Source organism: Mesorhizobium sp. FG116 (assembly GCF_057809835.1).
Genome location: NZ_JBMDKS010000011.1, coordinates 65,933 through 91,943, shown reverse-complemented (window position 1 = coordinate 91,943; position 26,011 = coordinate 65,933). Strand labels below are relative to the sequence as shown.

The 26,011-nt window shown below is 61.9% G+C and carries 22 protein-coding genes; 9 read left to right on the top strand and 13 right to left on the bottom strand.

The features are described from left to right. Positions 1–38: 38 nt before the first annotated feature. Positions 39–1,763 (top strand): heparinase II/III family protein, encoded by a 1,725-nt coding sequence (locus ACODTY_RS11160; RefSeq protein WP_488994339.1) that lies wholly within the window; start codon positions 39–41, stop codon positions 1,761–1,763. Between the two features lie 88 nt (positions 1,764–1,851). Then, positions 1,852–3,468, top strand: coding sequence for a bifunctional phosphoribosylaminoimidazolecarboxamide formyltransferase/IMP cyclohydrolase (gene purH, locus ACODTY_RS11155; RefSeq protein ID WP_488994338.1), 1,617 nt, complete (start codon positions 1,852–1,854; stop codon positions 3,466–3,468). Positions 3,469–3,476: 8 nt separating this feature from the next. Here purH and ACODTY_RS11150 read toward each other — a convergent pair whose 3' ends face one another. Beyond that, positions 3,477–4,850: an MFS transporter gene (locus ACODTY_RS11150; RefSeq protein ID WP_488994337.1), complete on the bottom strand. Its 1,374-nt coding sequence runs from the start codon at positions 4,848–4,850 to the stop codon at positions 3,477–3,479. A gap of 20 nt (positions 4,851–4,870) precedes the next feature. Continuing rightward, positions 4,871–9,673 (bottom strand): NAD-glutamate dehydrogenase, encoded by a 4,803-nt coding sequence (locus tag ACODTY_RS11145; RefSeq protein ID WP_488994336.1) that lies wholly within the window; start codon positions 9,671–9,673, stop codon positions 4,871–4,873. 142 nt (positions 9,674–9,815) lie between these two features. Between ACODTY_RS11145 and ACODTY_RS11140 the strand changes: the two genes are divergently transcribed. Together ACODTY_RS11140 and ACODTY_RS11135 are read left to right on the top strand one after the other, a co-directional pair. Continuing rightward, the gene (locus ACODTY_RS11140; protein WP_488994335.1) at positions 9,816–10,379 is read left to right on the top strand and encodes a peroxidase-related enzyme; all 564 of its coding nucleotides are present in this window, start codon (positions 9,816–9,818) and stop codon (positions 10,377–10,379) included. Positions 10,380–10,504: 125 nt separating this feature from the next. After that, positions 10,505–10,828, top strand: a complete 324-nt coding sequence (locus ACODTY_RS11135) for a YciI family protein (protein ID WP_488994334.1) — start codon at positions 10,505–10,507, stop codon at positions 10,826–10,828. Between the two features lie 29 nt (positions 10,829–10,857). On the opposite strand, the gene ACODTY_RS11130 is transcribed toward ACODTY_RS11135, so the two are convergent. The 3 genes from ACODTY_RS11130 to typA form a co-directional block, all read right to left on the bottom strand. Continuing rightward, positions 10,858–11,472 (bottom strand): LysE family translocator, encoded by a 615-nt coding sequence (locus ACODTY_RS11130; RefSeq protein WP_488994333.1) that lies wholly within the window; start codon positions 11,470–11,472, stop codon positions 10,858–10,860. 30 nt (positions 11,473–11,502) lie between these two features. Further along, complete coding sequence (locus tag ACODTY_RS11125; RefSeq protein ID WP_488994332.1) at positions 11,503–12,414, bottom strand: DMT family transporter; 912 nt, start codon at positions 12,412–12,414, stop codon at positions 11,503–11,505. An 85-nt stretch (positions 12,415–12,499) separates the two neighbouring features. Continuing rightward, complete coding sequence (gene typA, locus ACODTY_RS11120; RefSeq protein ID WP_488994331.1) at positions 12,500–14,329, bottom strand: translational GTPase TypA; 1,830 nt, start codon at positions 14,327–14,329, stop codon at positions 12,500–12,502. A 208-nt stretch (positions 14,330–14,537) separates the two neighbouring features. Here typA and ACODTY_RS11115 point away from each other — a divergent pair, with 208 nt between their 5' ends. Next, complete coding sequence (locus ACODTY_RS11115) at positions 14,538–14,822, top strand: hypothetical protein (protein WP_488994330.1); 285 nt, start codon at positions 14,538–14,540, stop codon at positions 14,820–14,822. Between the two features lie 900 nt (positions 14,823–15,722). Here the strand turns inward: ACODTY_RS11115 and dtd are convergent. Together dtd and ACODTY_RS11105 are read right to left on the bottom strand one after the other, a co-directional pair. Further along, the gene (gene dtd, locus ACODTY_RS11110) at positions 15,723–16,166 is read right to left on the bottom strand and encodes a D-aminoacyl-tRNA deacylase (RefSeq protein WP_488994329.1); all 444 of its coding nucleotides are present in this window, start codon (positions 16,164–16,166) and stop codon (positions 15,723–15,725) included. A gap of 87 nt (positions 16,167–16,253) precedes the next feature. Further along, the gene (locus tag ACODTY_RS11105) at positions 16,254–17,537 is read right to left on the bottom strand and encodes an MFS transporter (protein ID WP_488994328.1); all 1,284 of its coding nucleotides are present in this window, start codon (positions 17,535–17,537) and stop codon (positions 16,254–16,256) included. Between the two features lie 72 nt (positions 17,538–17,609). Here ACODTY_RS11105 and ACODTY_RS11100 point away from each other — a divergent pair, with 72 nt between their 5' ends. Then, complete coding sequence (locus ACODTY_RS11100) at positions 17,610–18,230, top strand: TetR/AcrR family transcriptional regulator (protein ID WP_488994327.1); 621 nt, start codon at positions 17,610–17,612, stop codon at positions 18,228–18,230. On the opposite strand, the gene ACODTY_RS11095 is transcribed toward ACODTY_RS11100, so the two are convergent. From ACODTY_RS11095 to ACODTY_RS11070, 6 genes are all read right to left on the bottom strand, one after another. Then, positions 18,211–20,262 carry a M3 family metallopeptidase gene (locus ACODTY_RS11095; protein ID WP_488994326.1) on the bottom strand — a complete coding sequence of 684 codons (2,052 nt, stop codon included), beginning with the start codon at positions 20,260–20,262 and terminating at the stop codon, positions 18,211–18,213. The two genes, ACODTY_RS11100 and ACODTY_RS11095, sit on opposite strands and share 20 nt — an antisense overlap. A 76-nt stretch (positions 20,263–20,338) precedes the next feature. Beyond that, positions 20,339–20,740, bottom strand: a complete 402-nt coding sequence (locus tag ACODTY_RS11090) for a DUF4440 domain-containing protein (protein WP_488994325.1) — start codon at positions 20,738–20,740, stop codon at positions 20,339–20,341. A gap of 67 nt (positions 20,741–20,807) precedes the next feature. Then, positions 20,808–21,452, bottom strand: coding sequence for a carbonic anhydrase (locus ACODTY_RS11085; protein WP_488994324.1), 645 nt, complete (start codon positions 21,450–21,452; stop codon positions 20,808–20,810). A gap of 142 nt (positions 21,453–21,594) precedes the next feature. Continuing rightward, the gene (locus ACODTY_RS11080; protein WP_488994380.1) at positions 21,595–22,365 is read right to left on the bottom strand and encodes a DUF429 domain-containing protein; all 771 of its coding nucleotides are present in this window, start codon (positions 22,363–22,365) and stop codon (positions 21,595–21,597) included. After that, positions 22,365–23,252 (bottom strand): pyridoxal kinase PdxY, encoded by an 888-nt coding sequence (gene pdxY / locus ACODTY_RS11075; RefSeq protein ID WP_488994323.1) that lies wholly within the window; start codon positions 23,250–23,252, stop codon positions 22,365–22,367. Before pdxY ends, ACODTY_RS11080 begins: the two co-directional genes overlap by 1 nt. Positions 23,253–23,260: 8 nt before the next feature. Further along, a complete protein-coding gene (locus tag ACODTY_RS11070) occupies positions 23,261–23,533 on the bottom strand; it encodes a hypothetical protein (RefSeq protein WP_488994322.1) in 273 nt (90 codons plus the stop codon). Positions 23,534–23,657: 124 nt separating this feature from the next. On the opposite strand from ACODTY_RS11070, the gene ACODTY_RS11065 reads away from it, so the two are divergent. The 3 genes from ACODTY_RS11065 (at position 23,658) to ACODTY_RS11055 (ending at position 25,942) form a co-directional block, all read left to right on the top strand. After that, complete coding sequence (locus ACODTY_RS11065; protein ID WP_488994321.1) at positions 23,658–24,290, top strand: LemA family protein; 633 nt, start codon at positions 23,658–23,660, stop codon at positions 24,288–24,290. Positions 24,291–24,491: 201 nt separating this feature from the next. Then, complete coding sequence (locus ACODTY_RS11060; protein WP_488994320.1) at positions 24,492–25,301, top strand: TPM domain-containing protein; 810 nt, start codon at positions 24,492–24,494, stop codon at positions 25,299–25,301. Between the two features lie 2 nt (positions 25,302–25,303). Then, positions 25,304–25,942 (top strand): TPM domain-containing protein, encoded by a 639-nt coding sequence (locus ACODTY_RS11055; RefSeq protein ID WP_488994319.1) that lies wholly within the window; start codon positions 25,304–25,306, stop codon positions 25,940–25,942. The last annotated feature ends 69 nt before the right edge of the window (positions 25,943–26,011 follow it).

The window sequence follows — 26,011 nt, the reverse complement described above, 5'->3', positions numbered from 1 at the left end:
CTACCCTTGCGAGGGGAATTGGGACATCTGGAGGATCATTGGCTGCCGCTGCCATCAACACGACGCGCCTATGGGCGCTCGTCGCGCGGGAGTTTTGGCGTAAGGCACGCCGACGCCTGCGTGCGGGCCCGGCTTACCGTTGGCGGTACTCCGGCCGCACGCCCGAACGTGTTCTGATTGCACCACCCGACCTGCGCCTGGCCGATCCCCAGATCGCGCTCGAAATCTACTATGGCCGTTATCCTTTATCGGGGCGACTGGTCGAAACAGGCGGACAATCTCCATTTCAGATTGAAGTCGCCAATCGAGGCTGGCAACGCTCCCTGCACGGCTTCCGCTGGCTACGCCATATGCGCGCTGCCGGAACCGAACTGGCGTCCGCCAATGCTCGTGCCCTGGTCTCCGACTGGATCGCAATGCATGGCAGCCACATCAGCGGCATTGCCTGGGACCCCGGAGTGACCTCCAAGCGCATCATTGCGTGGTTGCAGCACTCCTCTGTGGTACTGCAAGGCGCAGAGTTCCCATTCTACCGGGCGTTTCTGAAATCACTGGCGATCCAGATCCGCTACTTGCGCTCCATCGTGCGCGAAATGCCGGACGGCAAGGACCGGCTCAGGGCCCGTATCGCGCTGGCGTTTGCTGCATTGTCGCTGCCGACACCGGCCTCGGCATTGCGCGCGGCGACCCGTAATCTCAGCGATGAACTAGGTCGTCAGATCCTTCCTGATGGCGGTCACATCTCCCGCAATCCATTGACGGTTCTCGAAATCCTGGCTGATCTTTTGCCTCTGCGCCAAACCTATGCCAACCAGGCGGAAGCTCCTCCCGCTGCATTGATGGGCGCCATAGACCGCATGTTGCCGGCGCTGCGGTTCTTCCGTCACCAGGACGGCAGCCTGGCCCGCTTTAACGGCATGGGAGCAACTATCCATGACCGCATAGCTGCGATCCTGCGCCATGACGACACGGCTGGCGCCCCGCTGCTGCATGCTCCGCATTCCGGCTACGAACGGCTATCCATGGGCGATGTGACGGTTATTGCCGACACTGGCCTCTCTCCTCCACCCGACCTGTCCACAACGGCTCATGCCGGGTGCCTCTCCTTCGAATTGTCGTCGGGCCGGCAGCATTTTATCGTCAATGCGGGCGTGGATACTTATGGCGATCCCGAATTCCGACCCTTGGCGCGCGCCACTGCAGCCCACTCCACCGCCACGCTGAATGACACTTCATCGGCGCGATTTAGCCATTCGCCGCGCGTGAGCAATCTTGTCGGTTCGCCGCTCGTCGGGGGCCCGCGCAACGTACCCTGCCATCGCGACGATGGTCACGAGCATCAAGGATTCACCGCAAGCCACGACGCCTACGTCCAGCGCTTCGGCATAGTTCACGAACGAATGCTAACCTTGTCCGATAGGGGCAATTTGCTTCAAGGCAAGGACAGCTTCCTACGTCCGGGAGGCGAGGTAGCGAACAACAATGGCCGCGACTTTGTGACCATTCGTTTCCACCTCCATCCTGAAATCAAGCTGTTCAAGGACAGTGACGATCGCTTGGTGCTGACCGCAGACAATGCCGACAGTTGGGCTTTTGCTTGCGCTGATGTGGCCCCCGAGGTCGAGGAATCAATCTATTTTGCCGGCCTTGGCGGCCCACGCATCAGCCGCCAGCTCGTTTTGACACTCAAGGCATCGGAGCATCCGCAGGTTCACTGGCGATTGACGCGTGTTCGCACCGGCGGCCGTTCCAGCTGGAATTGAGCCCCCGTGCCGTGAAAAACTGATCCCTGCTTGATTTACAGGTGTCATGTGTTACGGCCCACCTATTCCCAGATGAAGGGCCGCTCCCATGGCAGTCGCCTCCAAGAACATCCCAGCCCCCGACCTCGTACCAGTTCGCCGCGCGCTGCTGTCGGTTTCCGACAAGACAGGCCTCGTGGACTTTGCACAAGCGCTCGCCCACGCCGGCGTCGAGCTTGTTTCCACCGGCGGAACCGCCAAGGCGATAGCAGAAGCGGGCATTGCCGTTCGCGACGTGTCTGAACTCACGGGCTTTCCGGAAATCATGGATGGCCGGGTCAAGACTTTGCATCCGGCCGTTCATGGCGCGCTGCTTGGTGTGCGCGATGACCCCGAGCACACGCAGGCGATGCACAAGCACAAGATCGAGCCAATCGATCTCGTCGTCGTCAACCTATATCCGTTCGAGACGGTGCGCCAATCGGGTGCGGACTACCCGGCGGTTGTTGAGAACATCGACATCGGCGGCCCGGCTATGGTGCGCGCATCGGCAAAGAACCACGCCTACGTGGCCATCGTTACAGACCCCGAAGATTATGCACCCGTTCTGAACGCGCTTGAAATGAATTTCGGCTCCCTCTCACTCGATTTTCGCAAGAAGCTGGCGGCAAAGGCATTTGCACGCACGGCTGCGTACGATTCGGCGATATCGGGTTGGTTTGCCGAAGCGCTCGAGATCGAGCACCCGACGTGGCGCGCCTTCGGGGGAAAGCTTGAGAGCGTGATGCGTTATGGCGAGAACCCGCACCAATCGGCTGGCTTCTACGCTACGGGCGAGCAGCGCCCGGGCGTCGCCACGGCACGCCAATTGCAGGGCAAGCAATTGTCCTACAACAACATCAACGACACCGATGCCGCCTTCGAACTGGTGGGAGAATTCGATCCGTCCAAGTCTGCTGCGGTGGCCATCATCAAGCACGCCAACCCATGCGGCGTTGCCGAAGCCACCACATTGAAGGACGCCTATGTGAAGGCGCTGGCCTGCGATCCCGTTTCGGCATTCGGCGGCATCGTCGCCGTGAACAGGCTGCTCGATGCCGATGCGGCAGAGGAGATCGTCAAGACCTTCACCGAAGTCATCATCGCGCCAGAGGCAACCGGCGATGCGATCAACATTATCGGCGCAAAGAAGAACCTGCGCCTTTTGGTTACCGGTGGTTTGCCAGATCCCCGCACGATTGCAACTACGGTAAAATCGGTCGCCGGCGGCCTTCTTATTCAGGGGCGTGACAACGCGGTCATCGATGACCTCGCCCTGAAGGTTGTGACCAGACGCGCACCGACGGATGCTGAAATGGCCGACCTGAAATTCGCCTTCCGCGTTGCCAAGCACGTCAAGTCGAATGCCATCGTCTATGTTCGGGACGGCGCTACCGTAGGTATCGGCGCCGGCCAGATGAGCCGGGTTGATTCCTCGCGGATCGCCGCGCGCAAGGCACAGGACGCCGCTGAGGCCATGGGTCTTGCCGAGCCGCTCACGAAAGGCTCGGTGGTTGCCTCAGATGCGTTCTTCCCGTTTGCCGACGGGCTGATGGCGGCGATTGAAGCCGGCGCAACCGCAGTCATCCAGCCAGGTGGTTCGATGCGCGATGACGACGTCATCGCCGCGGCCGATGCGCATGGCATTGCGATGGTGTTCACAGGTGTGCGGCACTTCCGGCACTGACTGACTTCCTACTCCACCTTATCTGCCGGATAGGGTGTTCCCGCGAGCAGCCACATGCCGCCGACAAGAAACAGGATGATGACGGCCATGCCGAGGGCGGGCGATCCGCTGACGGCGGTAATGGTAGCGACCAGAAAGGGCGCGGCAAAGCTCGTTGCCCGTCCGGCCAGCGCATAGATGCCGAAATAACGGCCGGATTCGGCAGCCGTCACCGACCGCGCCATGTAGGATCGGGACGATGCCTGCACCGGTCCGAACGCGAAGCCAATCAAAAGCCCGTAAAGGATGTAGGCCTTTTCGGCGGCCGTGCCGAACAGCGATCCGGAATCCGTTGCCGGTAACGGCAGCGCGCCGAAAAGGGTAAAGCCCGGGCCTGTCGAGACGATACCGACGGTGGCGATCGACAAAAGCACCAGCGAGATCATCACCACCACTTTCGATCCCAACCTGGTGTCGAGACGAGCCGCGATCCAGCAGCCGAAGATGGCGACAATGTTGAGGATGATGCCGTAGACGCCGATCTCGGTGATAGACCACCCGAACATCGCCGCGGCAAATGCGCCGCCAAGCGCCAGAAGCGCATTGACCCCGTCCTGGTAGACCATGCGGGCGACGAGAAAGCGAAATATCCCGCCGCGATGACGCGCTTCCGCCAGGGTTGATTTGAGTTCCGCCAGCCCTTCGCGCACGGCAGGGCCGATCGCCATGCCCTTGATGGCATCGGGCGTGAAGAAGAACATCGGCAAGATGAAGACGAAGTACCATAGAGCGGCCAGCGGACCCGTAGCTCTCGCATCCTCGCCAAGCTTCGGATCGAGACCGAACAGCGGCTCGGCACCGATGATCGTCTTTCCGGTTTCCGGCGACCCGGCCATCAGCGCGACGACAAAGATGAGCGCGATCATGCCGCCGAGATAGCCTAGGCCCCAGGCAACATTGGAGATTCTGCCAATGTCCTGCTTGGGAACCAGGCGCGGCATCATGGAATCGTTGAAGACGGTGGAGAATTCCGCCGCCACCGACGCCAGCGAGAACAGCACGACGATCATGAAAAGGCTGGAGCCTGGAGCCGCCAGCCACAACAGGCACAGGCAGACTATCTTGATCGCCGCGAAGAAGGCGATCCACGGCTTGCGGGGGCCGGTCTGGTCGGCGATGGAGCCAAGTATGGGCGACAGGATGGCGATAACGAAACCTGCCGCCGCAATGCCGTAGCCCCATGCGGCCTGCCCGGCCACCGGATCGCTCGCCATGCGGGAGACGAAATAGGGACCGAAGATGAAAGTGGTTACGACCGTAAAGAACGGTTGCGCTGCCCAGTCGAACAGCATCCACCCCCAGATACCGCGGCCGGATGCCCGCTGCACACCTGTGTCAGCCATGGTCCCTCCAGCGCCGGTTGCTATGCGGTTGGTCCGACAAGATCGCTCATCAGACCCGACGCGACAGACAGGCGCGAAACGGTGATGTCTCCGCCTTCTGTCAGGGCCTGCAAGCGCTCCCTGGTACGAGCGACCCGCTCACCGCCAGCCTCCATCCATGCCGCCACTGGATCGGCTGCCTTGGCGTGATCGGTCAGCGCTGCAACCGCGATGCCGCGACGAGCCGCACCTATGGTGTCGGTTGCCCGCGACAGCGCAAGCTGGTCATAATAGTCGGACGGCATGATCGAGCGCGCGGCATCCTCCACGCGCGGGATTCGGAACGCATCGCTGACGGCGAAGAACGCCCTGGCAGCGCCGATGATGTCGGCGTTTGCCTGCTTTGCCGTCAATGCGATATCGGGAATGAGATCGGCAACGTCGGTAAGCGCCAGCCTTTCCGCCAGTTTCTCCGGCGCACCGCCCTTGAACAAGCCATGCCGCCGTTCTTCGATCCGTTCGCGCGAGAATGCCGGCAGGACGGAAAGCAGTTTCGGCTCGAGCACCTTGCGCGCTTCCTGCAGCTCAGCAATGCGTTGGGCAAGCGGCACAGTGCCGGTGTCGTTCTTCAGATACCATCCGCTGGTCACATAGATCAGGCGGCTGACCATCTGGTAGAGGTCGAGCTGGATTTCTCCGTCGATCTTGTTGTCGAGCGCATCGATCTCCTTGTAGAGCGCAGGCAGCGCGAAGCCGTCACGGATCAGCGCGAAGGTGCGCACCACCTCCGCTGCCGTGCGCCCCGTCGATTCCATCAAGCGATTGACGAAAGAGGGTCCACCGCGATTGACGAGATCGTTGGCAACCACGCGGGCGATGATTTCACGCCGCAGGCGATGGCCATGGATTTCGGCCGAGAACTTCTTCGCCATGCGGTCCGGGAAGTAGCCCATCAAATCCTGATCGAAATGCGGGCCATCCGGCACGTCGGAGGCGACGATGTCGGAGAACAGGACGATCTTGGCATAAGCCAGAAGCACGCCGAGTTCCGGCCGCGTCAATGGCTCGCCGCGCGCCTCGCGTTCGGCCAGCGCCGCCGGCGAAGGCAAGGTCTCGACCACACGATCGAGCAGCCCGCGCGCTTCCAGCGCCGCCATGAAGCGGCCCTGATGCGCAATGTCGGCCAAGCCGCGCTTGCTGGCCAAGGAAAGCGCCAGCGTCTGCTCATAGTTGTTGGCCAGCACCAGTTCACCGACTTCGTTGGTCATCTCGGCAAGCAGCTTGTTGCGCGCCGGCCTTGCAAGTGCGCCCTTGCGCATGGCAGCGGCCAACGCAATCTTGATGTTGACCTCGACGTCAGAGCAATTGACGCCGCCGGAATTGTCGATGGCATCGGAATTGTTGCGGCCTCCTTTGAGACCAAATTCTATGCGCGCACGTTGCGTGACACCGAGATTAGCGCCTTCGCCGATAACCTTGGCGCGAACATCCGCGGCATTGATGCGAATGGCGTCGTTGGCGCGATCACCGGCGTCCTGGTTGGTTTCACTGGACGCTTTCAGATAGGTGCCGATACCCCCGAACCAGAGCAGGTCGACGGGTGCGGAAAGGATCGCACGCATGATCTCAACTGGCGTGGCGATCGTCTTGCCGATGCCGATGGCGGCAGCCGCTTCGGAGCTCAGCGTCACCGACTTTTGGGCGCGCGATATCACCGCTCCGCCCTTCGACAGCTTGGACTTGTCGTAGTCCTGCCAACTCGAACGCGGAAGATCGAACAGCCGCTGGCGCTCTGCAAACGACGATGCCATATCCGGGTCCGGATCGACAAAGATATCGCGATGGTCGAAAGCGGCAATCAGGCGGGTCTGCTCAGAGCGCAGCATTCCGTTGCCGAACACGTCACCCGACATATCGCCGACACCCACCGCGGTGAACGGTGCCGTCTGGATGTCGCGGTTCATCTCTCGGAAGTGGCGTTTGACGGCTTCCCACGCACCCTTGGCGGTGATGCCCATCTTCTTGTGATCATATCCGGCGGAACCACCACTGGCGAAGGCATCATCGAGCCAGAAGTTGTGCTTTTCACTGATGGCGTTGGCGGTATCTGAAAATGTAGCCGTGCCCTTGTCGGCGGCAACAACGAAATAGGGGTCGTCACCGTCGTGTCGCACCACGCCGTCAGGGTGAATGACCTGATCGATGCCGATATTGTCGGTGATCGACAACAGGCTGGAGACGAAGTTGATATAGGCAGCGCGCCCTGCCTCAAAAACCGCATCGCGGCTGCCGCCTGCGGGGAGACGCTTGGGATAGAACCCGCCCTTGGCGCCAACAGGCACGATGACCGCATTCTTGACTTGCTGCGCCTTGACCAGACCCAGCACCTCGGTGCGGTAATCCTGGGCTCTATCGGAAAGGCGCAAGCCGCCGCGAGCGACCGGACCGAAGCGGAGATGCACGCCCTCGACTTCCGACCCATAGACGAAAATCTCGCGCCATGGCCGAGGCTCAGGCAGACCGTCTATCGCGCGCGGTTCAAGCTTGATCGCCAGCGACTGGCCACGCTCCTTCTTGCCTTCAACGAAATGATTGGTCCGCAAGGAGGCTTCGATCAGGTTCAGGTAGCGGCGGATGATGGTGTCGTCGTCGATATTCGGGACGTCTTCCAGCGCATCCTTGATCTTGGCCTTGAGATGTTTGGCCGCGACTGCGCCATCTTCCCGGGAGCCCGTCCCAAGGCGGGCAACAAACAGCGAATGCAGTCCGCGCGCAATGTCGGGGTAGCGGTTCAAGGCGGCAGCAATAAAGTCCTGGCTCTGCGGAATACCGGCCTGTCGCAGATAGCGGCCATAGGCGCGCAGAACCAGGATTTCGCTCGACCACAAGCCTGCTGTCTGAGCAAGCCCGTTATACCCGTCATTGTCGACGTCGCCGCGCCATACCGAGAGGAAAGCGTCCTCGAACAGGGATCCGCCATTGGAAAGATCTATCGGCTGGCCATAGGAATTCTCCAACTCCATGTCGTGGAGAAAAACCTTGTCGGCACCGTCCTCGCCAATCTCGAAGGTCCGTTCGCTGATGACGCGGAAGCCGATGTTTTCGAGCACCGGCACGCGCCTGGACAACGCAACGGGACTGCCATGATGGTAGATCTTGAGCGATGCCTGCTCGGGCGCCTGGCTGGGGTCCCGATAATAGTCGATGGCAATCGGGTTGGACGCGGTGATCGTCGCGATGCGTCCGGCATCGACCAGTGCCGCAGCCGGTGAGAAGCTGTTGCGATAGCTTTCCGGGAAACGGCCCGCAATGCTGGCAAGCGACGCATCAGAACCTGCATCAGCCGCCGCTTCGCGAAGCGCGTCCTCCCAGGTCCGCACGATCGTGCGGATTGCGTCTTCGATCGTCGATTGCTCGACCTTCGGCGTCTTGCCGCCCGAGCGGCCAATGATGAAGTGCACGCGCGCCAGGCCGCCTTCCGGGAATGCCGGATAGTAGGCGGACAGCCGGCCTTCGAACACGGACTTCAAATAGCTTCCGATCTTTTCCCGCACTTCCGAATCGTAGCGGTCGCGCGGCACGAAAACGAGGATCGAAACGAAGCGGTCGAATTGGTCGACCCTCACAAGCGCGCGTACGCGCGGCCGCTCGATCAGGCCTAGGATGGCCTCGGCGTGCTTCCTCAGTGTCGGCACCGGCACCTGGAAAAGCTCATCGCGCGGATAGCTCTCGAGCACATTGATGAGCGCCTTGCCGGAGTGATCGCTCGGATTGAATCCCGACTTGGCGATCACCGTTTCCACCTTTGAACGCAGATAGGGGATCTTCATCACCGAGCGTGTGTAGGCAGTCGAAGTGAACATGCCGACGATGCGCAACTCGCCCGCAAGCGCGCCCTTGGCTGTGTAGGTCTTGATACCGATGTAATCGAGGTAGATACGCCGGTGCACGCTCGACTTGGCGTTCGCCTTGGTAACGATCAGCGGTTCCGGTCCATGCAGGAAGGCGCGGATTTCCGGCGTCGTGGTCACGGCTTCGGTGCCGCGCCGCAGGACCAGCACGTTCGGGTCGGTCAGGATGCCGAGACCGGCCTTGTTCGCCAATTCCAGCGTGCCGCTTTTTTCGCCGCCGCTGTATTTGTATTCGCGCATGCCGAGGAAAGTGAAATTGTCGTCGCGCAGCCATTCCAGGAAGGCGATCGCTTCGGCAACATGGGCCTTGTCGAGCGGCACCGGGGCATAGCGGAATTCCGAGATTGCCTGGTCGAGACGCGCCAGCATCGGCTTCCAGTCGGCCACGGCGGAACGCACCTGGGCGAGCGTCTTTTCCAGCCGCTCGGCCAAGCCTTTTGCCTGATCCTCGGACAGGCGACCGACATGGACATGGACGACGCTCAAACGGTCGAGACCGGGCTCACCCTTTGTCGAGCCTGCGTCGCCGGTGATTTCCGCGACGCCGGCCTTGCCGTGCTTCACGCTGATGACGGGGTGGGTAACCAGAAGCGGCTCGCCCGCGCTTTCGGTGATCTCACCTATGATGGAATCGAACAGGAAGGGCATGTTGTCGTTGACGACGGTGATTACCGTCACCGGCTTGCCTTCACGCGAAACACCGGACTCGGTTTCGACGATTACGACGCTCTCGCCCTTCTTGTGACGAAGCACCGCGCGCTCGGCCAGCACGGCTGCCCGGTCGAGGTCTGCAGCGTCGTAAACTGCCAGATCTTCTTCCGGAGTCCTCGCAAGAAGGTGGTCCGCCAACTTGCCCCTTTTTTCTGAAATCTTCGCCCCACCGCCCTTTCCTGGTTTCGAATTTGCCCTGGAAGCAGGTTTTAGACTGGCCATGATGCGAATTTTCCCTCCGCCGACTGCAATTTCGACTATCGTAGCAGATGGGCAGGTTTTGGCGACAAAGGTTTGACTACGCCTTAAGAAAATAAACTCGATGCATGATCGTCGCTAAAAACCGAGTGGAGAAGAACACCCCATGCCTGAGAAAATCACTGCCCTTGACCTTCCCGCAACGCAGTTGAGCGATGCGACCAAGACCTATTTCGCCAAGTGCGAGGAAAAGCTCGGAATGGTTCCGAACGTGCTCTTGTCCTACGCCTTCGACGAGAAGAAGCTGAGGGCTTTCACCGACACCTACAACGACCTGATGCTGGGTGACTCGGGTCTCTCCAAGCTGGAGCGCGAGATGATCGCGGTGGCGGTGTCTTCGATCAACCACTGCTTCTATTGCCTCACTGCCCACGGCGCTGCGGTACGCCAGCTTTCCGGCGATCCTGTGCTTGGCGAGATGATGGTGATGAACTTCCGTGCCGCCGATCTTTCAGCTCGCCAGCGCGCCATGCTGGAATTCGCGGTGAAGCTGACCGAGGAGCCGGCCAAGATTGTGGAAGAGGACCGGCAGGCCCTGCGCGATGCGGGTTTCAGCGATCGCGACATCTGGGACATCGCCTCGACCGCCGCGTTCTTCAACATGTCGAATCGGCTGGCTGCCGCGATCGACATGCGACCCAACGCCGAATACCACAAGATGGCGCGCTGACGGCCGACTTCACATAATATTAGCGGCTGCGCATTTTCATTGCGTACCCGCCGTTTTGGTCCGATGATCCAAGCGCGGCCGGGCCGCACGCCGGTTCGAGGCCGCTGATCAGCAAGGAGGAGAACATGGCGAAGTTTCTCTATGTCTATCATGGCTCGGGCAAGATTCCGGCGACGGAAGTCGAGCGCAAGGAAATGATGGATGCCTGGAACGGCTGGTTTGGCAAGCTGGGCAAGTCGGTTGTCGATGGCGGCAACCCGGTCGGCATGTCGAAGACGGTACTGCCCGGCGGCCGCATCGAGAACAATGGCGGCACCAATCCCACAGGCGGTTACTCTATCATCGAGGCTGCCGACATCGACCAGGCCGCCGAGAAAGCCAAGGGCTGCCCGATCCTCAATGTACCGAATTGCAGCGTCGAAATTGCTCCGATCATCCAGATGATGTGACGGGAGAAACCCGTAGCGAAAACTTTCGATCATGACCGCGCCGCGATCGCCGCAGCGGCGCCGGCCATGGTGGCGGCGCTGACACGGTTGGCGATCTTCATGGCCCGCCTGCTCTTCAAAAGTTTGCGCGCCTGCGCCGCCGCCAGCACCCAGGCAAGGTCGATGGCGACCAGCACCACCGCCATGGTCAGCGTCAGTTCAAGCCAGCCGACGACGGTGACCGAGGCAATGTCGATGATGGTCGGCAGAAGCGCCAGATAAAACATCATGATCTTCGGATTGCCGAGCGTGACGGCCATGCCGACCAGAAATAGCTTCAGCGGCGAATCCTCCTTCGGCAATTCTCCGGTCTTCGCCTCGACGGGCGCTGTCCACATCTTCCAGGCGAGGTAGGCGAGATAGGCGACACCAGCCCATTTCACGGCGACGAAAGCGGCATGGAAGGTTTGCGCTACGACGGCCAAACCGAACACCGCAAACGAGAGCCAGATTCCCTCGCCGATCCACATCGCCAAAAGGAACGGGAAGACGTCGCGGAACCCCTTGGAGATGACCCGCGCCACGAGTGCTGCAATGGAAGGGCCGGGCGAGCCGGCAGCAACGAACAACGCAGCGGCAAAGATGAGGAGAGAAGTGAAGGTCACGACAACTATCCTTCCCGATGGCTACATCGCTTATACCGCAGCGACTTCAATTGGTTCGGCTAGCTTGGGCTTTGCCCGGGATGCCAGCAGGCACCCGACGATGATAAGGAAGGCCCCGGCCAAAGTCGACCAGCCAACCGCCTCGTCGAAAAGCACCCAACCCAGGATGATGGCCCATACAAAAGCCGAGTACTCAGTGGGGATAAGATATTGCGCTTCCGCACGCGCATAGGACCAGCTCATCAGGAAATGGCCACCCAGCGCCAGCACGGTCACCCCGGCCAGCGGCAGCCACTGGTCCTGCGGAAGCGACATTCCGAGCCATGGGGCGGCAAGGCCAAGCGTAACGCCAACCACCAGATTTTGAAAAAACACGATTTCAAGCGGCTTTGCCATCAACGCCTGCCGGCGTGCCAGGATGAGGTTGTAGGCATAGAGGATTGCCGAGCCGATGACCGCTGCCATGCCGAGCACGACGTCAGGCGCATAGCCGGTGTCGCTGAACTTGCCGATCATGATGACCAGCACGCCGACCATGCCAACGACGGATGCCGACACGGCTGAGCGGCCAATCTTCTCGCCCAGCAGCACGGCGGCGAGGAATAGCGCCACCAGCGGCGCGATGAATGAGAGCGCAATCGTTTCGGCCAGCGGCAGACGCCCCAGACCCCAGAAAAAGCTCAGGGCAACGAAGGCGACGACGACGCCCCGCAAGACATGCAGCCTCAGAACCTTGGCGCTGGGCCACGGGGACGGCGTCGATACCCAGATGGCGCCGGCCGTCGTTGTTGCAAAGAGGGAGCGCCACAACAGGGTGTTGTAGGCGCCTATCACCAGGACAAGCCCCTTTACGGCAGCATCCATTGCCGAAAGCAGCAGGATGCCCATCGAGCAGACGAGGACGGCCAGCAAAGTCGATGTTGTTGTCTTGATGGGTGTCACGGTCCGATCCAACTGCACGAAAGCGGTTAGATCGGATCGCGCACCGAGCCAAGGGCGCAGCCGGCCCCAATTCGAAGGTCCAGCCTTAAGCCGCGCCGGCGATCTTTGCCGACTTCTCGAAGCGCTTGCGCTCGTTCGGGTCGAGATAGAGCTTGCGCAGGCGAATGGTCTTCGGCGTGACTTCGACCAGTTCGTCGTCCTGGATCCAGGCCAAGGCGCGCTCCAGCGTCATGCGGATCGGCGGGGTCAGCTTGACGGCCTCGTCCTTGCCGGCGGCGCGGATGTTGGTCAGCTTCTTGCCCTTGAGCACATTCACTTCCAGATCGTTGTCCCTGGAGTGAATGCCGATGATCATACCCTGATAGACCTTGACGCCGGCGTCGATGACCATCGGGCCGCGATCCTCGAGGTTGAACAGCGCATAGGCAACGGCCTCGCCCTGGTCGTTGGAGATCAGGACACCGTTGACGCGACCGGGCAGTTCGCCCTTGTAGGGCTGGTAGGAATGGAACAGCCGGTTCATGACGGCGGTGCCGCGCGTATCGGTCAACAGTTCCGACTGGTAGCCGATCAGGCCGCGCGTCGGCGCGTGGAAGACGAGGCGCTGGCGGTCGCCGCCCGAGGGGCGCAGCTCGACCATGTCGGCCTTGCGCTCGCTCATCTTTTGGACGACCACGCCTGCATGTTCCTCATCGACGTCGATGACGACTTCTTCGATCGGCTCGAGCAACTGGCCGCCATCGTCGTTCTTCATCACCACGCGCGGACGCGACACGGCAAGCTCGAAGCCTTCGCGCCGCATGGTCTCGATGAGAACGGCAAGCTGCAATTCGCCGCGGCCCGAAACGTAGAAACTGTCCTTGTCGGCGGATTCCTCGATCTTCAGCGCGACGTTGCCCTCGGCTTCCTTGAGCAACCGATCACGGATGACGCGGCTCGTCACCTTGTCGCCCTCGGTGCCGGCAAGCGGGGAATCGTTGACGATGAAGCTCATGGTCACGGTCGGCGGATCGATCGGCTGCGCATGGAGCGGCTCGGTCACGGACGGATCGCAGAAGGTGTCGGCGACCGTTCCCTTCGACAGGCCCGCGATCGCCACGATGTCGCCTGCCTGCGCTTCGTCGATCGGCTGGCGCTCAAGACCACGGAAGGCGAGGATCTTGGAGACGCGGCCGTTTTCCAGAAGCGAGCCGTCGTGGTGCAGCACCTTGACCGCCTGGTTTGCCTTCAGCGATCCGGACGCGATGCGGCCGGTGATGATGCGGCCGAGGAACGGGTTGGCCTCGAGAATGGTGCCGATCATGCGGAACGGACCTGGCTCGACGGTCGGCGCCGGTACATGCTTCAAGACGAGGTCGAACAGCGGGGCAAGGCCCTGGTCCTTCGGCCCTTCCGGATTTTCCGAAACCCAGCCGTCGCGACCCGAACCGTAGAGGATCGGGAAGTCGAGCTGTTCGTCGGTGGCGTCGAGCGCGGCGAACAGGTCGAACACTTCGTTGACGACTTCGACGTGACGGGCGTCCGGACGGTCGATCTTGTTGATGACAACGATGGGGCGCAAGCCAACCTTGAGCGCCTTGCCCACGACGAACTTGGTCTGCGGCATCGGCCCTTCGGCGGCATCGACCAGAACGATGGCCGAATCGACCATCGACAGGATGCGCTCCACCTCGCCGCCGAAATCGGCGTGTCCGGGCGTATCGACGATGTTGATGCGGGTATCCTTCCACTCGACCGAAGTCGCCTTGGCGAGGATGGTGATGCCGCGCTCCTTCTCGATGTCGTTGGAATCCATGGCGCGCTCGGCGACGCGCTGGTTTTCGCGGAACGAGCCGGACTGGCGCAAAAGCTGGTCGACAAGCGTGGTCTTGCCATGGTCGACATGCGCGATGATCGCGATGTTACGGAGGTTCATACGTGTCTCTCTGGGATGCTGACGGCGGCGACAAGGGTAGAAGCCGCGCGCGCCATCATTTTCGGTTGCGCGGCTCTTACAGCTTTTTTCGCAGCCGCGAAAGGGGAGCACAGGCAAAAGACTTCCGGTCACCGATTGTTAAGAGCTTGTCGGATAGGTTTCGTTAACCAATAGCGGAACCATCCGCGCTACCAGCGATTGATTGTCGATGACAAAGACCTTGCTGCCCCGATCCGGTTTTTCCCTTGCGGCCATCGCGATCACCGCGATTTTCGCCGCGGGCGCTGCGCATTCCATGGTGAGCGCAACCGCTCCATTGTCTGGGAACGTGTTGGCCGCAACCGAGGCTGAACAGCTCTTTGCCGATGCGCCGGACGGGGTTGACCCGATGGTGACCGGCCCGGTCAGCGTGAGCTTCAAGACGAAGCAGCACGAGTTCGGTTGCGCCGAAGCCAAATGGCCGAACATTCCGGTTGCCTGCTACCCGCGGTAATTTTCCCACGGCTTTTCATCACCACGCCCGGCGAAAGCCGTCTGGCCATTGTCAAAGAACTGACCTCGTCTGAGAGGTCGGGAGGACGGGCGGCCGTCGGTCGCTCGTTTAGTATAGTAATGCGGCCTTGCGGCCGCCCGTCCGGTGGTCTTGCCTCACCGGGGGCAGCACTCACGCCGAAGGCCCCGATCAAGGCCCGGACTTGGGGGCTCATCACCCAGCCGCACACCGTCATGCGACCAATCCGGCACCGACGCCCTTCCCTGATACCCGGTGCGCACCAGGTCTCCCGCAAGGGCGATGGGGAGATTATGGGGGGAGGTGCAGAGGGGGTGGATAAGTGGGGTGAGAGATTTTTGAGGAAGTGAGCGGGAACAAGGGGTTGGATTAATTTCAGCCTCAAATCGATCCACATTCTGAGATGCCTGAACACTGCCGCGATGTCACGGAATGGATCCCGGACAGCATCGCCATCGCTTTGCTCGGCTCGCTTCCGGGATGACGAAGCGGAGAGGTTGCACCCCTAGCGGACACGACGAAGCGGGGAGGTTGCGCTCCCACTTCAGGTGGCCAAGCGTAGAGATGCGCTCTCTTGACCACCATGACGATGCGGAGAGTGTGCGCTTTAGCCTGCTTCGGACATCAGGCCGAGCTAGCCAGCCTTGCATCCATCAAGGCGAGACTCACCCACCGCGTCATCCCGGAAGCGAGCTGAACGAAGTGAAGGCGATGCTGTCCGGGATCCATTCCGTGACATCGCGGCAATGCTCAGGCGAGGCAGAAGACAGAGGGGTAAAGGCTTGCGAACGCCCCCCGATATTCCTTCCTAGCTCCGCTCGAAAGTGAATTCCGGGATGACATGGTTGAGATGCTAGCGACGGCGCGATGCTTCTACCGGTCCTACTTAGCTTCCGTATCCAGCCAGATGGTGATCGGGCCGTCGTTGACAAGCGCGACTTGCATGTCCGCGCCGAAGATGCCGTTGGCGACCGTCACGCCATGCCCGCCAATCTGTGCCGAGAAATGCTCGTAGAGGCGCTTGCCCTCATCTGGTGCAGCCGCAGTGGAAAAGCCCGGGCGGTTGCCCTTGGTTTCGGCGGCGAGCGTGAACTGGCTGACGACCAGTGCCGCGCCGCCGACATCGAGCAGCGAGCGGTTCATGCGGCCTTCGTCATCCCTGAAGATGCGCAAGTTGACCGCCTTGCGCGCCAGCCATTCCGACTGCTTTTCGCTGTCGCCCTGCATGGCGCAGACGAGGACGAGCAGGCCGTGGCCGACCTCGCCGGTGACCTTGCCGTCAACCGTGACGCTGGCCTGCGAAACCCGTTGTATCAATGCGCGCACAGCCGACCCCCTATTCTCGTCGAGACTGCGGATAAGCCTGACGCCCCATCTCAGTGGGAGCAGCCCGGCCATCCGTTGCCGCAGCTTCTACGCAGGCTGCGGCTCGGGGTCAAACGAGGGCTTGCTGGTGTTAATGAGCAAAGAGATGCAGGCGGCGATGATGCCGGTCATGCCGGCGATGAGGAAGGCGAGGACATAGTCCCCCTGCATTTCGTGCATGATGCCGCCGAAATAGGCGGCACTTGCAGCGCCGAGCTGATGGCCGGCAAGTATCCAGCCGAACACCAGCGGGCCGTGGCCATCGCCGAAAGCCTCGTTGGAAAGGCGCAGCGTCGGCGGCACGGTGGCGATCCAGTCCAGACCGTAAAGCACGGAAAAGATGATGAGGCTGGTGGCGGAGAAGCCGGAGAAAGGCAGGTACATCAGCGACAGGCCGCGAATGGCGTAATAGACGCCGAGCAGCTTGCGCGGGTCGAACCGATCGGTGAGCCAGCCGGAGAGCGTGGTGCCGATGAGGTCGAACACGCCCATCAGCGACAACAGCCCCGCCGCCTGGATTTCGGTGATGCCCATGTCACCGCAAAACGCGATCAGGTGAGTGCCGACAAGACCGTTGGTGGTGAAGCCGCAGATGAAGAAGGTGGCGAAGAGGTACCAGAAGGTGCGCGTATGCGCCGCCCGCCACAAGGTGTTGAGGGTGTGGCTGAGGAAGTTGCCTTGCGCCGCAGGCGAGCGCGGCGGCACGTCGTCCGGCTCCGCGCCATAGCGCACCAGACCGACGGAAGCTGGCCGTTCCGGCACGAGCAGGTAGACGAACGGAATGAGACAGGCGCTGGCAATGGAAACCGTGAGCACGACGAACTGCCAGCCGCCCCACTGCGCGAGCGCGGCCAGGATGGGCAGGAAGATGAGCAGGCCGGTGGCGCTGGACGCCGACATCAGCCCCATCATCAGCCCGCGATTGGTCTTGAACCAACGGTTGACGATGGTGGCGCCGAGCACCATGGCGACAGCGCCGGAACCAATGCCCGACATCACGCCCCAGGTGAGCACCATGTGCCAGGGCTCGGTCATGAAATAGCTGAGCGCGGTCGAGCCCGACATCAGCAACAGCGCCAGCAAAAGCGTGCGCCGCAGGCCGAAGCGCTCCATCAAGGCTGCCGCGAAAGGCCCCGCCAATCCGTAGAGGAAAATGCCGATGGCCGCAGCAAAAGACACCGCATCGCGGCCCCAGCCGAGGCTGTGCTCAAGCGGCAGCATCATCACCGCGGGCGACGACCGCAGGCCTGCGGCGATAAGCAGGCAGAAGAAAATAACGGCAACGACCACGAAGGCGTAGCGCTGGCCAAACGGGCGTGACTGGGCTATCATGTTACTGACCGGTACGTTGCGTTACGGACCGTATACGTACCGATCGGTAACATTGTCAAGTGAAGTCCTCTGATGCCAGACACCAACAAAATTGATCCAGCCGCCGAGACCGGCCACGAACCGCGCGCGGCGGAGAAGATTTTGAACGTTGCGCGCGACCTGTTCTATCGTCAAGGGATACGCGCGATCGGCGTCGACGAGATCGTGAAGACGGCAGGCGTCACCAAGCCCAGCCTTTACCGCTCGTTTCCGTCGAAGGACGAATTGGCGGCCTCTTATCTCAGGCGCTACGACGGCGAGTTCTGGGGGCGTTTCGACGAGTCCGTGGTGGCACATCCAGGCGATCCGCGCGCCCAGATACTGGCGTTCCTGACCGGTGTCGGCAAGCGCACGCAAAGGCCCGGCTATCGCGGCTGCGGCATGACCAACGCGGTGGTGGAGTATCCCGAGCACGACCATCCGGCGCGCCTCGTCAGCGAGGAAAACAAGCGCGAACTGCGCCGGCGACTGCGCGCCATGGCAAAGGCGATGGGCGCGGACGAACCCGACACGCTGGGCGACGGGCTGCTGCTTTTGATCGAGGGCGCCTATATTTCCGGGCAATTGTTCGGTGCCGGCGGCCCGGCCCGCACGGTGGCCAGGAACGCCGAACTGCTGATCGACGTCAGCCTGGTTAAACCAGGCCGCGCTTGACCATCATCGCATCCGCCGTCGGCATCTTGCCCCGGAAGGCGGTGTAGAGCTGTTCCGGGTCTTTCGAACCGCCGGCCGAATAGATGTTTTTCTTCAACCGCTCGGCAAGCTGCGGATTGAACGGATCGCCGGTTTCCTCGAAGGCCGAGAAGGCGTCGGCATCGAGCACTTCCGACCACATGTAGGAATAATAGCCGGCTGAATATCCGTCGCCGGAAAAGACGTGGCCGAAATGCGGGGTGCGGTGGCGCATGGCGATGGTGCCCGGCATGGCGAGCGATGCAAGCGTTTCGGCTTCGAAACGAAGCGGCTCTTCCGGGGCATCCGGGCGCGCATGATAGGCCATGTCGATGAGCGCCGAGGCGGTGAACTCGACCGTGGCGAAGCCGGCACCGAAGGTGCGCGCCGCCAGCATCTTGTCGAGCAGCGCCTTGGGCATCGGCTTGCCGGTCTTGTGGTGCAGGGCGTGCTTTTCCAGCACCTGCGGCACGGTCAGCCAATGTTCATAGAGCTGCGAGGGCAGTTCGACGAAATCGCGGCTGACCGAGGTGCCGGAGACGCTTGGCCAGGTCACGTCGGTCAGCATGCCGTGCAGCGCGTGGCCGAATTCGTGGAAGAGCGTCTTCGCTTCATCGACCGACAACAATGCCGGCTCGCCGGCCGGCGGCTTGGCGAAGTTCATGATGTTGTAGATGACGGGTGAAGACCCCTCGCCCAGCCTGTAGCCGGACTGGAGCGAACTCATCCACGCGCCGGAGCGCTTCGAGGGCCTAGCGAAATAGTCGGCGAGGAACAGGCCGCGCTCCGAGCCGTCCGCGTTCTTCACGACGAAGACGCGCACGTCCGGATGCCAGGCGGCGATGCCCGACTTCTCCTCGAAGCGGATGCCGAACAGGCGGGTCGCGACGTCGAAGCAGGCGGCGATGATGCGGTCGAGCTGGAGATAAGGTTTCAGTTCGGCCTCATCGAAGGCGAATTTTTCGGCGCGCAGCTTCTCTTGGTAGAAACGCCAGTCCCACGCGGCGAAGGTCTCGTTGCTGCCGGCTTCGTTCGCCAGCCGCTCCAGTTCCTTCTGGTCGCTTGCGGCCTTTTCCAGCGCCTTTTGCCAGACCGGATCGAGCAGGCCATGCACCGCCTTCGGCGTCTTGGCCATGGTGTCGTCGAGCTTGAGTGCGGCGTAGGAAGCGTAGCCGAGCAGCTTCGCCTTTTCGGCGCGCAGCTTCAGCATGTCGCGCACGACGGCGGTGTTGTCGCTGGCGCCGCCATTCTGGCCGCGCATGGTGAACGCCCGCCATGCGGCTTCACGCAGGTCGCGGCGTTCGGAAAAAGTGGTGAAAGGCTCGTAGATCGAGCGCGACAGGGTGACGGCATAGCGGCCCTGCTGGCCGCGCGTCTCGGCGGCTTCCGCCATCGCGCTTCTGGCGAAATCCGGCAGGCCGGCGAGGTCAGATTCGTCGAGGAACAGCGCCCAGCCGCGCTCGTCGGCAAGCACGTTCTGGCCGAAACTGGTGCCGAGCGAGGACAACTGTTCGTTGATCGCGGCGAGCCGCTTTTTGCCATCGGCATCGAGCTTCGCGCCGGAACGGACGAAGCCCTTCCATGTCTTTTCGAGCACACGCAGCGTCTCGGCATCGAGGCCGAGCGAAGCGCGTTTCTGGTAGAGCGCATCGATGCGGGCAAACAGTTTCTCGTTCATCGAGATGGCCGAGAAATGCCGCGACATCTTCGGCGAAACCTCGCGCTCGAGCGCCTGGATAGTGTCGTTGGTGTTGGCGCCGGCCTTGCACCAGAAGATCGAAGAAACACGGTCGAGCGCCTGGCCGGACAGTTCAAGCGCGGCAAGCGTGTTGTCGATGGTGGGCTCGGCGGAATTGCCAGCAATCGCGTCGATCTCGGCCTGATGGGCCTCCAGCGCAGCGTCGAAGACCGGCCCGAAATCGCCGTCGCCGATACGGGTGAAATCGGGCAGGTCGAGAGGCCCTTGCCACGCCGTCAGGGCGTTCGAGGCGAGGTCGACGGTCTTTGCTGACATGGATGTTCTTTCAGTGAGGACTGGTGCTTGGCCCGATGTAGGGCGGCCGACCGACGTTCGCAACCGCAAGGCGGCGTCAATAGGCGTCGCAGGTCTCGGCCATAGCGGCCTGCGAGGTCGCAGTGATGTGTTCGCCGGCAAGCGCGAAGGTTTCCTGCATCAGCATGTCGTTGGCCGGGAAATCGTAGCAGGCGACGACGGTGACGACGCCTGCCTCGCTCTTGGCGATGCGATGCCTGATCTTGCCGCCGGCGACAGCACTTTCCCACTCATCCATGGACGAAATGAATTCCTGCTTGGTCTGGACGACGCCGAGATCGGTCAGGTTGATGCGGGCGTCGTCGGACAGCAATTCGCCAAGCGCAGCGCGGTCGGTCTTGAGCAGCGCGGCATACCAGCGATCGATGACTGCCGCGTCATCGGCTTGCGCGGCGACGGCTGACAGCAGCAGAAGCACTGCCGCCAGTCCGTTTCTCATGCATCGGATCGCCATCAAGTGGTCCCTCCAGGCAAATGGCGGGCGTATGGATCGAAACGCGTCGCTGTCAGCCAAGTTCCGGGCGTTCAAAGTCGCCGCTGTCCTTGTTCATCGCCCAAAGCTCGCCGGTCGAGATATCAAACCAGGCGCCGTAGAGGTTGAGGCTGCCCTTGGCTTCGAGCGCGGCGATATAGGGAAAGGTGCGCAGGTTGTTCAGCGAATAGCGGATCGAGATGCGCTCAAGCGCCGTCTGGCGTTCGCCGGGCGTCATCAGCGTTGAGGAGGTCACGGCATCGGCGGCGGGATAGATCAGGCTCATCCACTTGCCGATGAAGTCGCCCTTGGAGGGCGGCGTCTTGCCATGCGCCAAGGCAGCCTTGATGCCGCCGCAGCGGCCATGGCCCATGACCACGATGTTCTTCACCTTCAGACTCTGCACGGCAAATTCGAGTGCGGCCGAAGTGGAGTGGTATTCACCGTCCGGCTCATAGGGTGGAATGAGGTTGGCGACGTTGCGCAGCACAAACAGTTCACCGGGGCCGGCGTCGAAGATGGTTTCCGGAGACGAGCGGGAATCGCAGCAGGCGATAAGCATGGTCTCGGGCGCCTGGCCCTCGCGCGCCAGCGAAACGTATCGTCCGCTTTCAGCCGAGTACCGGCCGGTCATGAAGTTGCGATGTCCGGTGAGGAGATGTTCGGGAAGATGGGGCATGGTGGGGAATGAGGCCTTTCCGCTGTGGGTGGCAATAGCTTGGTCAAGCTGGGAGTGGGTCTAACGGCAAAAGGGCCCGCCGATCAATAAAGAATCGCACCACGAGGCAATACTATCGTCGCACCCGCTTGCCCTTAGAGACTCATGACCAGATGGTGATCGGTATCCCGTGGCGGTCGAGCAAGGGCGGATCGGGCAATGGCCGCGCCTCGCCGCGTACGATGCGCGCGGCAACCAGCAGCATCACCGCTGCATCGAGAAAATCATCCGATGCCGCGCCGCGTGGCGGCCGCCGGTCGAGGAAATCCGCGTCGTAACCGCATCGGCACAACAGCGCCTGCCGTTCCGCCATGCCGTCCGGGTTGACGCTGCCCTTGATTTTCTTAGGTAAACTCATCGGTTCGCCGCCGTTGAGCCGGCAAAACGCGACTTCCGGATGCGATTCGCAGATGCGCGAGCGCAATTGCGGCTCAGCGATCAAAAGGGCGTCGATTTCACGAATCTTGGCAAATATGCCGAATGCCTGGATGGATATGGCGCGTGGCGGATCAGAGGTCCGGCGCGCAACTTCGCTTGCCCGCCTGTGCGCCGCGTACCATTCGTCCAAGGTGGTGAAAGGCGCGGTCTCGGCGTGGACGGCACTTCGCGACGGGATGGAAAAGACGCTGGATTGACGCTGTTTCAACAACGGCCTTGCCATGCCTTCCGGACCGCGCGCGCCCTTGTGAGTGACATCGGGCAATCCGATCGGCATGTCCACGGCAACAATTGCATCCGAAGGCAGATCGGCCACCAGCGCTGCGAATGCCGCGTAGATGCGGACGATGGGCGCCTGCCCCGGATCGGCGCGAACCGCGATCCAGCCGCCCTTGCAGCCATCCACGCCGGCGATGGCTACCGGCAGACCGGAAATCACGCCTTGCGTGTCCGCGACGGGTGCAACAGCGTGCGCATCTGCACCATTGCCATCGGGTGCGACAGGCTTTGCGCATCGAGATGCAACTGCAATTCGTCGCTGCCGCGCTTGGCGGCGCGGGCCACGGCCTCGTAAACAGTGGCGGTTGCCGACTGCAAGGCTTTCTCCGGCGACTGGCCGGACAGAAGCCGGGCGAGAAAGGTGGCGCAGGTTAGGTCGCCGGTTCCCTTCGGCGGGCTCTGAATAATGCGATGCTCGGCCAACAGAGCGTGCTTTTGATCGACCAAAAGGTTTGCGATGCCGTCGGCGATCATTGACGGTGCGGATGTCACCAGCATCGTTGGAGGCGCGGCGGCCACCGCTGCCTCTATGGTCGACTTGAGATCGGCAAGCGGCGTGCCCGTCATCCATTCCAGCTCGAAACGATTGGGCGTGGCGATGTCGGCCAGCGGCATCAGGCGGTCACGCACGGCGACAGCCGTTTTCGCCTGCACATAAAGCCCCTCGGCATAGTCGCCCAGCACCGGATCGCAGACATAGAGAGCGCGTGGGTTGCGCTGCTTGACGGCATTGACCAGCAAGGCAACCGCCTCGGCCTGTTCGGGGCTGCCGAAATACCCCGACAGCACGGCACCCACTTCATCAAGCCAAGGCGCCTGTTCGATATCCGACAGCAAGGCGCTGAACTGGTCGGCCGGCGGGACGATCCTCGTTGAACGGCCATGGCCGGGGTGCCAGCCAAGCACGATGGTGGGCACGGCCCAGACGGGGAAGCCCAGGCTTTCCAGCGCAAAGATTTCGGGGCGGCCACCGACCGAACCGCGCACGACATGGCTGGAAATGACGATAACGGCCGGAGGAGCGGCCGAGGTTTCAGATGTCATGGAAAAAGCTACCCGCCCCGGACAATGAAGATCACGAACCAGACCACCAATGCGACGGCAATAACAGGTCCAAGCACACGGCCAATGCGTGTGCCAATATATTCGATGCGATCCGACTGGTCCGTGTCGGCTGCGTTCACATGATCTTGCGTGCGCTTCGCCATGCGGTTGACGAACGAGGGACCGGACACGTTGGTTTCGCTGGCGATGCCTTTGAGGATACGCCGCGCTTCACGCTCGCTCTCGCTCTCTTCTCCGCCCGGATTTTGGTTCTCAGCCATGACGATACCTGTTTGGGTCTTACCTTAGAGCTTTTCGCATTCGCTCGGAAAGCGCGAAGGTCGTTTTCTTGGCCACGCTTTATGGTAATGCTTCGGCACCATCCACATTCAGGGATTTGACTCCATGCTTGCCCAGCGTCTTGCTCGCCTCCCTCGCAACCTGCCGGCCTTTCTCATGCTGGCTTTCGTGCTGCCGCTTCTGGCCGGCTGCGGCTACAACACAATTCCGACGGCGGAAGAAAACGCCAAGGCGGCGTGGAGCGAAGTGCTCAACCAGTATCAGCGCCGCGCCGACCTGATCCCCAATCTGGTCGAGACCGTGAAGGGCTATGCGAGCCACGAAAAGGACGTGCTGGAAGGCGTGGTCGAGGCGCGCGCCAAGGCAACGCAAGTGACCGTGACGCCTGAAACGCTGTCAGACCCCAATGCCTTCAAGGCATTCCAGGAAAACCAGTCCGGCCTGACGAGTGCCCTTTCAAGGCTGCTGGCGGTAGTGGAGAACTATCCCGACCTCAAGGCCAACCAGAATTTCCTTGCCCTGCAGGCCCAGCTTGAAGGCACCGAAAACCGCATTGCGGTCGCCCGCCGCGACTATATCCAGGCAGTGAAGGACTATAATTTGACGCTGCGCACCTTCCCGTCGGTGCTGTGGGCGACCTTCTGGTTCCGCTCCAACCAGCCGTTCCAGAACTTCACCGTGGCAGAAGACAAGATGGACGCGCCCAAGGTGAATTTCGGCACGGGGCAAGGCGGCTAAGGCTTTGTTGCAGCTATTCCAGATCGGCTAGCCTTGCACTCCGTAACACCCCCCTCTGGCCTGCCGGCCATCTCTCCCTCAAGGGGGGAGATCGGCAGTTTTAGCGCTGCAATTCGCACTGCAACGCCGATATTCGGAGACGAGGTAGCGGGCGTTCGATCTCCACCCTTGAGGGGGAGATGGCCGGCAGGCCAGAGGGGGATGAAAACACTCACCCTCCTGCTCGCATTCCTTGTCCTGCTTCCTCTCGCCGCCTTCGCCGCCAGCCTGCCGGCGCTGACCGGGCGGGTGGTCGACAATGCCGGCATGATCGATGCGGCAACCGAAGTGCTTTTGACGCAAAGGCTGGCCGACTTCGAAAAGAAGGGCAGCGACCAGATCGTCGTGGCGACAGTTCCCAACCTCGATGGCGAGGCGATAGAGCCGTACGCCAACCGGCTGTTCCGCGCATGGGGATTGGGACAGGGCGGCGAGAATAACGGCGTGCTTTTGCTGGTGGCCCGCGACGACCGCAAGATGCGCATCGAGGTGGGCTACGGGCTTGAAGGCACGCTGACCGACCTGCATTCCAAGCTGATCATCGAAAACGACATGGTGCCGGCTTTCAGGGCCGGCGACTTTTCCGGCGGCATCGAAAAGGCCGTCGACGACATCATCATGGTGCTGGAAGGCAATGCGGAAGAACTGGAGGCGCGCGGCGCGCGCAACCAGGACACGTCGATGAACATCGACGACTGGATTCCGATCATCTTCATCACCATCTGGGCGATCCTGTTCTTCGGCGGCTTTGCCATGGCGATCCTGCCGCCGATCTTCGGCCAGAAGATTGGCCCGAAGCGCTACCGGTGGCTCGGCATGACCTTCGACATGAACAGCCGCGGCTCGTCGGGCGGATCGAGCGGCGGCGGGTGGTCTTCCGGTGGCGGCGGCTGGTCCTCCGGCGGCGGTGGCGGCGGCTTTTCGGGCGGCGGTGGTTCGTCCGGCGGCGGCGGCGCATCGGGGGGATGGTGACGATGACCACACGTTCGATCAGCAAGGCCGACCATGAGCGCGTAGCGGCCGCCATACGCGCCGCCGAAGCCACGACAGACGGCGAAATCTATTGCGTCGTCGCCCACCGCAGCGACGGCTACTTTTTCCCGGCGGCCTTCATGGCGCTGGTCGGCATCCTGCTTGTCGGGCTCGTTCTTGCCTATGCCGCCGAATATTGGTGGCTGTCGATCCGCCTGCCGCATTTCGTGCTGGCCGAGTGCCTTGCGGCGGTCTGTGCGCTGGCGCTTCTGTGGCTGGTTCCGGCGCTGCGCATCCATCTGGTGCCATGGCAGATGCGTCATCGCGCCGCTCACGACAATGCGGTGCGCCAGTTCCTCGCCCGCAACATCCACCTCACCGCCGCCCGCACCGGCGTGCTGATCTTCGTCTCGCTGGCGGAGCACTACGCAGAGGTGATTGCCGACAGCGGCATCAACAGCCGGGTTGAACAGCGCGTATGGGACGATGTGGTGCGCGAATTGACCACGGCGGCGCGCGACGACCGCCTTGCCGACGGCTTCATCAAGGCGATCGAGGCCGTGGGCGTGGTGCTGACGAAGCACTTCCCGGTATCGCCCGGCGACGCCAACGAGCTGGACGACCGCCTGATCGAAATCTGAACGACCCGAAAACGTCTCCGACACCCGGGGGAAAATGAGCGGCGGTTTGCACTGGACCTTGCAATCGAC